General features: G+C 69.9%; 11 protein-coding genes and 1 pseudogene. 6 read left to right on the top strand and 6 right to left on the bottom strand.

Going from position 1 to position 9801, the window contains the following annotated elements; genetic code table 11:
* From DJ75_RS12115 to DJ75_RS12105, 3 genes are all read right to left on the bottom strand, one after another.
* Positions 1–1510: ABC transporter ATP-binding protein (locus tag DJ75_RS12115; protein ID WP_094524715.1), on the bottom strand; the 1510-nt coding region annotated here is incomplete at its 3' end.
* A gap of 128 nt (positions 1511–1638) precedes the next feature.
* Positions 1639–2799 (bottom strand): BMP family protein, encoded by a 1161-nt coding sequence (locus DJ75_RS12110; protein WP_094524714.1) that lies wholly within the window; start codon positions 2797–2799, stop codon positions 1639–1641.
* A 154-nt stretch (positions 2800–2953) separates the two neighbouring features.
* Positions 2954–4519 (bottom strand): phosphomannomutase, encoded by a 1566-nt coding sequence (locus DJ75_RS12105; RefSeq protein WP_094524713.1) that lies wholly within the window; start codon positions 4517–4519, stop codon positions 2954–2956.
* A gap of 118 nt (positions 4520–4637) precedes the next feature.
* Here DJ75_RS12105 and DJ75_RS12100 point away from each other — a divergent pair, with 118 nt between their 5' ends.
* Complete coding sequence (locus DJ75_RS12100; RefSeq protein ID WP_094524712.1) at positions 4638–4916, top strand: acylphosphatase; 279 nt, start codon at positions 4638–4640, stop codon at positions 4914–4916.
* Between the two features lie 62 nt (positions 4917–4978).
* On the opposite strand, the gene DJ75_RS12095 is transcribed toward DJ75_RS12100, so the two are convergent.
* The gene (locus tag DJ75_RS12095; protein WP_094524711.1) at positions 4979–5440 is read right to left on the bottom strand and encodes a hypothetical protein; all 462 of its coding nucleotides are present in this window, start codon (positions 5438–5440) and stop codon (positions 4979–4981) included.
* A gap of 414 nt (positions 5441–5854) precedes the next feature.
* Positions 5855–6244, bottom strand: a complete 390-nt coding sequence (locus DJ75_RS12090) for a helix-turn-helix domain-containing protein (RefSeq protein ID WP_094524710.1) — start codon at positions 6242–6244, stop codon at positions 5855–5857.
* 69 nt (positions 6245–6313) lie between these two features.
* Here DJ75_RS12090 and DJ75_RS12085 point away from each other — a divergent pair, with 69 nt between their 5' ends.
* The 3 genes from DJ75_RS12085 to DJ75_RS12075 all read left to right on the top strand — a co-directional run bounded on the left by DJ75_RS12085 (position 6314) and on the right by DJ75_RS12075 (position 8039).
* A complete protein-coding gene (locus tag DJ75_RS12085) occupies positions 6314–6763 on the top strand; it encodes a DoxX family membrane protein (protein WP_094524709.1) in 450 nt (149 codons plus the stop codon).
* A 139-nt stretch (positions 6764–6902) separates the two neighbouring features.
* Complete coding sequence (locus tag DJ75_RS12080; protein ID WP_094524708.1) at positions 6903–7385, top strand: VOC family protein; 483 nt, start codon at positions 6903–6905, stop codon at positions 7383–7385.
* Entirely contained in the window at positions 7386–8039 is a 654-nt protein-coding gene (locus DJ75_RS12075) for a flavin reductase family protein (RefSeq protein ID WP_094524707.1), read from the top strand.
* 59 nt (positions 8040–8098) lie between these two features.
* Here the strand turns inward: DJ75_RS12075 and DJ75_RS12070 are convergent, their stop codons facing one another.
* Positions 8099–8557, bottom strand: coding sequence for an SRPBCC family protein (locus DJ75_RS12070; protein WP_094524706.1), 459 nt, complete (start codon positions 8555–8557; stop codon positions 8099–8101).
* Between the two features lie 437 nt (positions 8558–8994).
* On the opposite strand from DJ75_RS12070, the gene DJ75_RS12065 reads away from it, so the two are divergent.
* Together DJ75_RS12065 and DJ75_RS19160 are read left to right on the top strand one after the other, a co-directional pair.
* Positions 8995–9510 carry a CNNM domain-containing protein gene (locus DJ75_RS12065; protein WP_094524705.1) on the top strand — a complete coding sequence of 172 codons (516 nt, stop codon included), beginning with the start codon at positions 8995–8997 and terminating at the stop codon, positions 9508–9510.
* A 175-nt stretch (positions 9511–9685) separates the two neighbouring features.
* Positions 9686–9801, top strand: a pseudogene (locus DJ75_RS19160) (ABC transporter ATP-binding protein); the annotation flags it as partial.

The raw sequence follows: 9801 nt of genomic DNA, 5'->3' as shown, positions 1-9801 counted from the left end.
GCCGCTCGCCGGCCATCAGCAGACCGAGCTCCTCCTCGGTCGTCTCGTCGGGGTCGACCACGTCGACGAACTCGCCCTCGTAGGCGACGGCCAGCCGGTCCGAGAGCCCCTGTACCTCCTCCAGCTTCGAGGAGACGAGGAGGATCGCCACGCCCTGGCGACGGAGCTCCAGCAGCCGCTCGTGGATGAACTCGATCGATCCGACGTCGACCCCTCGGGTCGGGTGGGAGGCGACGACGAGCTCGGGGTCGCGCTCGAACTCCCGGCCGACGATGAACTTCTGCTGGTTGCCGCCGGAGAGCGACTCCGCCTCGGCGTCGGCGTCCGGCGGTCGGACGTCGTACTCGTCGATGATCGCCTCCGCGTGCCCCCGCGTCTTCGGCCAGTCGATCCGACCGTTGGAGGCGAGCTCGCGGCCGTGCTGGCTCCCCAACAGTCCGTTCTCGACCAGGTCGAACTCCATCACGAGGCCGCGGTCCTGCCGGTCCTCGGGGATGTACGCCATGCCGGCCTCAATTCGCTGCCGCCGCGAGGCGGTCGTGACGTCCTCGCCGCGGAACCGGATCTCGCCCGCGTCGGGGGTCCGAAGGCCGGTCACCGACTCGACGAGCTCTGACTGCCCGTTGCCGTCCACGCCGGCGATCCCGAACACCTCGCCGGCTCGGACCTCGAACGAGACGCCGTCGACCGCGCGAACCCCGCGCTCGTCCTCGACGACGACGTCCGAGGCCGAGGCGACGACCTCGCCCGTCTCCGCGGTCCCGTGGTCGACGTCCAAGAGGACCTCGCGACCGACCATCAGCTCCGCGAGCTCCTCCTGGCTGGTCGCGTCCGCGTCGACGGTCCCGACCTTCCGTCCGTCTCGGAGGACGGATATCTCGTCGGCCGCGCGCATCGCCTCGCCGAGCTTGTGGGTGATGAAGATGATCGTCTTGCCCTGTGAGGTGAGTTCGGTGAGCACGTCGAACAGCTCGTCGACCTCTTGGGGGGTCAACACGGCGGTCGGCTCGTCGAGGATCAGCGTGTCGGCGCCGCGGTACAGCGCCTTCAGGATCTCGACGCGCTGCTGCTCGCCGACCGAAACGTCCTCGATCCGCGCGTCGGGATCGACGTCGAACCCGTAGCGGTCGGCGAGGTCGACGACGGCCTCGCGCGATCCCGCCCGGTCGACGGCGAGCCCGCCCCACTTCCGCGGCTCGTTGCCGAGCGTGATGTTCTCGGTGACGGTCATCGGGTCGACGAGCATGAAGTGCTGGTGGATCATCCCGATCCCGGCGTCGATCGCGTCCCGCGGCGAGCCGAACTCGCGCGGCTCGCCGTCGAGCCGTACCTCCCCCGACGTCGGTTCGTAGAGGCCGTAAAGAACGTTCATCAGCGTCGTCTTGCCGGCCCCGTTCTCGCCGAGGAGGGCGTGGACGGTGCCGCGCTCGACTTCGAGGTCGACGTCGTCGTTCGCCACGACCCCGGGAAACCGCTTCGTGATCCCGTCGAGGTGGACGGCTGTGGCCATTGGTCTAGTACCCTCTGGTTTGAGGGCGGGTGAATATGTTTGGATATGCTCCGGTCCGGGCGGTACACCGGACCGGAGTACCTGTCCCGAGCGCTACATTTCGGAGGGAACGTCGACGTCGCGCCGCGTTAGACCTCCGATGGGACGTCGATGTCGCCGGCGATGATGTCCTCGCGCGCGGTCGCGACCTCGTCCTGGACGTCGCTGGGGATCTCGGAGCCGAGCTGGTCGCCGTAGACGAGCGCGACGCCCTCGTTGTCGAGGCCCAGCGCGACGTTCGAGCCCCCCGGGAACTCCTCGTCGACGGTCGCGTCGATCGCGTTGTAGACGGCCGTGTCGACGCGCTTGACCATGCTCCCGAGGATGACGTCGGCGTAGTCGGGGCGCGTGACCGACTGGTCGCGGTCGACGCCGATGGCGAACTTCTCCTGCTCCTGCGCGGCCTGGAAGACGCCGGTTCCGGTGTTACCCGAGGCGTGGTAGACGATGTCGGCGCCGCTGTTGTACATCGCGGTCGCCGCCTCGCGACCCGCCGCGGGGTCGTTGAAGCTCCCGGTGTAGTTGACGCTGACGTCGACGTCGTCGCTGCCGGCGGCGACGCCCGCCTCGAAGCCGGCCTGGAACTTCCGGATCAGGTCGGACTCGACGCCGCCGACGAAGCCGACGTTCGTGGAGTCGCCCGCGGTCGAGCCCGCGCCCGCCGAGAAGTCGCGGGTGGTGAGCAGGCTCGCCATCAGGCCCCCGAGGTACGATCCCTCGTGTTCCTTGAACGTGTAGCTCGCGACGTTGTCCGCGTCGACGACCGAGTCGACGATCATGAAGTCCTGGTCCGGGTACGACTCGGACGTGTCTGACAGCGAGTCGGCCTGGAGGAAGCCGATACAGCACACCAGGTCGTAGTCCGGATCGGTCGACTCCGCGAACTGCTGCTGGAACGTGCTGAACTGCGACACCTCGTCCGGCTGCGCCTCCTGGAACGAGATGTCCAGCTCGTCTTCCGCCTGTATCGCCCCCTGCTGGGCCTGGTCGTTGAACGACCCGTCGCCGAGGCCGCCGGTCGCGTACACCATCCCGACGTTCGCCGCCGGGCCGCTCCCGCCGTCCTCGCCGTCGGACCCGTCCTCCGAGTCGTTGCCGTCCATCCCGTCGGAGCCGTCGGACCCGTCAGAACCGTCGTCGGAGCCGTCCGAGCCGTCGTCGCTCGGGCCGCCGCTGCAGCCCGTCAGGCCGATGAGGCCCGCTGCGCTTGCCGCCTTGACGAACCGCCGCCGATCGAGGTCGGATACCATGTCAGGTACAAGGGAGTGGGAACACGGCATAAATTCGTCGCTCTCGGCGCCCGAGAGCGGCCGTTCTCGGAGAAGGACGGAGGCCACGTCGCCGATTCGGTCGATCCGCCCCGCGTTTCAGCACCCCCCGGACGTGTCCGTGGCGGCCGGCGGGTTACGCGTTCTCGACCGCGGCCACCGCCTCGGCGACGACGCGCTCGACGTCGGCGATCAGGTCGGCGACGTCGTCGCTCTCGGCGTACACCCTGACGTACGGCTCCGTGCCCGAGGGACGGACGAGCGTCCACGACGCGTCCGGGAACTCCAGGCGCACCCCGTGGTCGGTGTCCACGGTCGCGCCGGGGAACGCCTCCGGGAGCGCCGTCTCCAGCCGCTCCATCGCGCCGGTCTTGGCGTCGTCCGGGCAGTCGACGCTGGCCTTGCGGTACGGGCGCTCCGTGATCGGCTCGCGCAGGCCGTCGAGCCCCTCGTCGGCGACGAGTCGAGCGATCACGGCCGCCGAGGCGACGCCGTCGATCCACTCGCCGAGGCCGACGTGGATGTGCTTCCACGGCTCCGCGGCGAAGACGACGCGGGTGTCGGTTCCAACTTCTCCGGCGGCGCCCGCCTCTCCGACCGCGCCCGCCTCTCCGAGGGCGCCGGCCTCGGTCGCGTCATTCCGGACCGCGGCGATGCCCTCGTGGAGCGCGCCCAGGCGCACTCGCTCGACGCGCCCGCCCGCCTCGCGGACGCGCTCGTCGATCCGCCCCGAGGCGTTCGGCGTCGTGACGACCACGGGGTCGGCGGCGTCGCTCTCTCGCGTGTACCGCTCCGCGAGCATCGCGAGGACGGTGTCCTCGTGGACGACCTCGCCGTCGGCGTCGACGATGACGATCCGGTCTGCGTCGCCGTCGTGCCCGATCCCGAAGGCGAACCCCTCCGGGTCGTCGTTCCCGTCGCCCTCGCCGCCCTCGGCGTCGTCGTCGCTCACAGTCCGGCGGCCCGGGTCAGCGACGCCCTCGTTGGCGTCGGCCACGAACGCCCGGAGGTCCCGCAGCGTCTCCGGGGTCGGCTTGCTCCCGCGCCCGGGGAAGTGGCCGTCGACGTTCCCGTTGAGCGTGACGACCTCGGCGCCCATCTCGCGGAGCGCGGTCGGTGTCGCCGGCGCAGCCATCCCGTTCCCGCAGTCCACCGCGACCCGGAGCCCGTCGAGCGGGGCGCCGAACCGCTCCGCGTACGCGCGGACGTCGGCGAGGTACCCGTCGAGCGGGTCGACGCGCTCCGCCTCGGTCCACGCGTCCCACGCCGCCGGCGGCGCCTCGCCCGCCACGCGCTCCTCGACGGCGCGCTCGGCCTCGCGGTCGAACTCGCTGCCGTCGCGGAACAGCTTGATCCCGTTGTCGGTCGGCGGGTTGTGCGAGGCGGTGAGCATGACTCCGTACCGCCCCCGCGAGGCGTGCGCGAGCGCCGGCGTCGGGAGCCGCCCCGCGCGCACAACGCGGACGCCGCCCGACGCGAGCCCCGACTCCATCGTCGCCGCGAGCGCGGGCCCGGTCACGCGACCGTCGCGGGCGAGCGCGATTTCGGCGGGGCGCGAGTCGTCCGCCGTCGACCCCTCTCCGTCGGTCTCAGCGTCCTGCCGTATCTCCGCCGCGACGGCGCGTCCCACCGCGAGCGCGAGCTCGGGGGTGACCCGCTCCGTCGCGCTTCCGCGGATCCCCGCGGTTCCGAACAGGTCCATACCCGCGGTGTCGGCGGCCGTTCGTTAGAAGTCGTCGGTTGCGGGCCGTCGACCGCGGCCGCAACGCCTCGGGCGTCGGGCGTCGCGTTTAAGACCGCGGCGGGCCCACGCTCGGCGTATGTCCGACCGCAGGCGAGCGCACGTGTACGTCTCGGGACGCGTGCAGGGCGTCTACTACCGTGCGACGACCCGCGACACCGCCCGCGAGAAGGGGGTCGACGGCTGGGTGCGCAACCTCGACGACGGGCGCGTCGAGGCCGTCTTCGAGGGACCGGAGGACGCGGTCCGGGAGACGGTCGCGTGGTGCGAGACGGGGAGTAAGGCGGCCGACGTCGACGACGTCGACGCGACGTACGAGGAGCCGGAGGGGCTGGACGGGTTCGAGGTGCGGTGGTGACCGACGAACGGTGACGGTTGGCTGCGCGAAGACCGCTCGTCGCGCGAGGACCGCTCGCCGTCCTAGGGCGTGACTCGATCGCCGGGACGGTCGCGGACGCCCAGCTCCTCCAGCGCGCGCAACACCACGATCGCTTCGACAACGTCGCGCTCCTCGGTGTAGGGGTCGTCGACCGCGTCGAGCGTCGCCTCGGCCTCGGCCGCCAGCCGTGACTCCAGCTCGGTCTGATCGGTTTCGCCTTTCACCGCCGACAGCAGGGCCTCGTGGTCCTCGCGGAGGTCGAGCGAGACGTGCGCCGCGTTGCACCGCGAGAGCGGGTGGGCGTCCATCTCGATGGCGAGGTCGCTCACGAGCTCCCAGTCGTCGGCGCAGAAGCGGATCGTCACCGTCTCGACCACGTCGCGCCACGAGATGGGGCCGCCGTTCTCCATCAGCGTGAGCGCCCGCGGCGGCACCGCGATCCGGGTGTGGGTGTCGTCGCGACCGCAGAGGCAACAGGGGGTGTTTTTCAGTCCGGCGTACACGCGGATCCGTACGGACCGAGGTAACGTGTGCGTTTCGCCGGCGGGAGCCGGTGGCCGGCGACGCGGTTTATAAGAAGGGCGAACGCCGGCACTGACGCTTATAAAAATGAGCAGTGCGGCGGCGCGTGCCTGTGAGCGGCCCCTCGGGCCGCGAACCGCACGCGCGAGGGAGCCCGCGGCCGCCATTGGCGGCCGCGGCGAGGCTGGGGAGGCGCGAGGCTGCAGTCGAGGTGCGGTCGGGTGGGACTCAAAGGGGCAGTCGCCGGCGGCTCCGCCGCCGGCTCCAGAGGCGCGAGCCCTCGCGGTTGGGGCTTTGGGGGGTGTTCACCCTCGATCCATCAGCAACCGCTTATAAACAAACAGCAGTGAAACCGAGTTCCACTTATAACCGATCGCCGACCGCGTCATCGGATTCTACCCGCTACATTCGGCGAGCCACTCGTGGGCCCAGTCGTCGATCTCCTCGAAGACGGGCGCGAGCGACTCCCCCTTCGGCGTGAGGCTGTAGTACGTCGCCACCGGCGACTCCTCTTCGAGCCGGCGGTCGACGAAACCGGTCTCCTGGAGGTCGTCGAGCACGCGCGAGAGGGTCCGTGCGTTCGCGTCCGTCTCGCGCTTGAGCTCGTTGAACCGCGACTCGCCGTTCAACAGCTCGTGGAGGACGACGAGCCGCCAGCGCGAGCCGATCTGTTCGAGCGAGTCGACGACGGGGCACGGGGTGTCCGGGGCGGACGCGTCGCCCGTCTCGGCCTGCGTCTCTGTCGTTTCCGCCGGATCGGAGCCGGCGAGGTCCTGCGATGACATCGGTGTTACCTACTTACACTATTGTCCGGGAAGCGATAAATAGGTTACGTCCGTATACGTAGTTACACGATGTTAGCTGAATTCACGACGCTACCGCTACAGATCGACGCCCCGCTCGCGGGCGAACTGTTCCTTATCGGCCGGATCCTGTTCGGCGCGACGCTCGCGTTCATGGGCCTGAACCACTTCATGGACGTCGACACCATGGCCGGTTACGCCGAGTTCAAGGGGCTCCCGGCGCCCCGCTTCTCGGTGGTCGCCTCCGGGCTCGTGCTCGTGCTCGGCGGGCTCGGAATCGTCGTCGGCGTCTTCCCCGTGCTCGCGGCCGGCGCGCTCGCCGCCTTCCTGCTCGTCTCGGCCGTGACGATGCACGACTTCTGGTCGGTCGACGACCCGGAGGAGAAGCAGAACGAGATGACGGGCTTCCTCAAGAACGTCTACGGCGCCGGCGCCGCGGTCGCGCTGCTCGCCGTCGGCGGCACCGCGTGGCCCTACGCGCTGGGGATCGGCCTGTTCTGAACGGCCCGGACCGCGCCGAACTGAACGCGACCGCGCCGTACTGAACGCGGCCGCGCCGAGCCGACCGTCCCGTCTTCTGACCGCGGTTCCGAGCCGCCAGTACCACTAACTGACTCCGCGACCACTCGATTACACGATCATGACCGACGCCCCGCCCACCACCGGACTGCACCACGTGACGAACATCTGCACCGACATGGACGAGACGGTCGCGTTCTACGAGGACGCGCTCGGCTGGCACACGGTCAAGCGGACCCAGAACTACGACGACCCGGGGACGCCCCACTACTACTTCTCGTCCACGCCGGCGGGGGAGCCGGGGACCAACGTCACCTACTTCGAGTACCCGAACTCGCAGGGCGCGCCCGGCCCGGGCGCGAGCCACCACTTCGCGTTCGGCGTCGCGGACGAGGAGACGCTCCGCGAGTGGCAGGCGCACCTCCGCGAACAGGAGGTGCGCGTCTCCGAGGTGAAAGACCGCACCTACTTCAAGAGCATCTACTTCAGCGACCCCGACGGGCTCGTCTTCGAGCTGGCGACGGAGGGGCCGGGGTTCACCCGCGACGAGGAGGAGCCCGGCAGCGAGGAGATCGACCCGTTCGCCGAGGGGTACGAGAGCTGAATGGCGGACGAGCGCTTCGCTGACGAACGCTCCGACGACGACCCGGTGACCGAGGCGACCGGGGCGTCTCACCGCAGCGGCGAGCCGGACGCCTTCGGGTCGCCGTACCGCCTGCTCTCGACCGCGGTGACGCCGCGCCCGATCGCGTGGGTCTCCTCGCGGGGCCCGGCCGGCGAGAACCTCGCGCCGTACAGCTTCTTCAACACCGTCGCGATCGACCCGCCGGTCGTCGCGTTCTCGCCGGTGGCGACCGCGGCCGACCCGAAGGACACGCTCGCGAACGCCCTGGAGACGGAGGCGTTCGTCGTCAACGTCGTCACCGAGGACGTCGTCGAGGCGATGAACGCGTCGAGCGCGACGCTCGAGGCGGGGGAGAGCGAGTTCGATCACGTCGGGATCGACCGCGCGCCGTCGGCGCGCGTCGACGCGCCCCGGGTGGCCGCGGCGGCCGTGAGCCTGGAGTGCCGGCTGTACGACGCCGTCGAGATCGGCACCTCGACGCTGGTGCTCGGCGAGGTCGTGTACGCCCACGTCGCCGAGGCGGCGCTTACCGACGGGGCGATCGACGTGGACCGGCTCGACACGGTCGGCCGGCTCGCCGGCGGCTGGTACGCGAGCACCGACGACCGGTACGAGCTGGAGCGGCCGCCGTAGCGCGGCGTCGTCGCAGTTCGGTCGCTCTCGTCCGCTCGACGGACTCCCCTCGCAGTCCGCTAGCCCTCGGTCTCGTCCTCCACGAGCGCCGCGAACCGGTCGAGCGCGCGCCGACAGACCGGGACGTACCAGGCCGCGGCGATCGGCACCTCGACGACGACGCGGCTGCGGTCGGACGCCCCGGCGTAGCTGTCGACGCGGTGGCCGGTCGCCGGGATCCCGGCGACCCGCCAGTCCCAGCGCCGCCCGTTGCACGCGGTCACGCGGAACGGGACCCACGCGCCGCCGACCCGGACCCGTCCCCTCGTCCCCCGAGTCACGTAGCGGTCGTCGCTCTCGACCGCGTCGATCGCCGGCCCCCAGTCCGGCCAGGTGCGGGTGTCGCGGAGGGCCTCGGCGGCGACCGACGGCGGGACCGCGACGTCGCGACCCACGGCGAGCGTCGTTCCCTCCCGGACGACCGTCGACGCGGACTCGCCGCCGGACCCGCTCGGGCCGCAAAGCCCTTCGAGGTCCAAACCCCCGTCGAAATCGAAACGTCCGTCCGATTTATCGTTCGAACGAGACCGGTAATTCACGATCCGTCAAACGATCTCGTCGTAGTTAAGCCGACGTATATTAATACCTTAAATGGTATCAGGACTCATTATCTCTTTCCACGAAGGGTTAATACGGGGATCATCGCTAGACTAGTCCAATATGGCAGACGACCGCGACACCATGAAAGACGTCTCGCACACTGCACCGCACGACACATCGGCCAAGCGAGTCTGGGAACGAGGCCGAGGCCCGGTCGAGGAAGAGGAAGAAGAGGAGTAACGCACCGACACCGACTGCCCAGTTCTGACGACGCGGCCGACCAGCGGCGCGTCGTACGCCGAATCGGGAGCGGAGCGACCCTGAGCCTATCGCGCCCGGCCGACACCCTCTTTGAGGTCGTTTTTAAATACACCGTATGGTCGGAGTCGCACTCGGGTTGGCCGGGATCGTCGCGGTAACGGTGCTACTGGGATTCAGCGCGTTCTTCTCGAGCTCTGAGACCGCGATCTTCTCGCTTCCGGCGGAGTGGTTCGAGCGGCAGGCCGACTCGGACGACCCGCGGGGACACGTCCTGAAGGAACTCTACGACGACCCCCATCGACTGCTGGTGACGCTGCTCGTCGGTAACAACGTCGTCAACATCGCCATCTCGAGTATCGTGACCGTTCTGGTCGCCAGCCACCTCCCCTCCGGCGCCGCGGTCGTGGTGACGACCGTCTGTACGAGCGTTCTCGTCCTCTTGTTCGGCGAGATCGTCCCCAAGGCGTTCGGCCTCGGAAACGCCGAGACGTGGTCGCTGCGGATCGCGTCGCCGGTCCGACTCGTCGAGCGCGTCCTCTCGCCGCTCATCACGTTGTTCGACGGGATCACCCGTCGGATGAACGCGTACATCAGCGGCGACGCGAACATCGAGAAGCCGTACACCGACTGACGCGGACGAACCGTCGGGACTTCTCGGCCGCCGGAGCGTCGATGTCGACCCGCGGCTTCCGACGGTCCGAGCGGTTCCGCTCCGGTGCCGCGAGCGACGCGGCTCCCTCGGTTCCGTTCTCGCGGGTGATAGCCGCGGAGGTGGGTTTAACCCGGCCCGCGGACGACCAGTCTCCATGATCGAGGTGGCGGGGTTGCGGAAGACGTACGGCGACTTCGCGGCCGTCGTCGACAGCGACTTCTCCGTCGAGGAGGGGGAGGTGTTCGGCATCGTCGGCCCGAACGGCGCGGG

The organism is Halorubrum sp. Eb13 (genome assembly GCF_002252895.1).
Taxonomy (GTDB): domain Archaea; phylum Halobacteriota; class Halobacteria; order Halobacteriales; family Haloferacaceae; genus Halorubrum.
The sequence above is the reverse complement of the archived record's forward strand: the minus strand, read 5'-3'. Positions and strand labels throughout refer to the sequence as shown.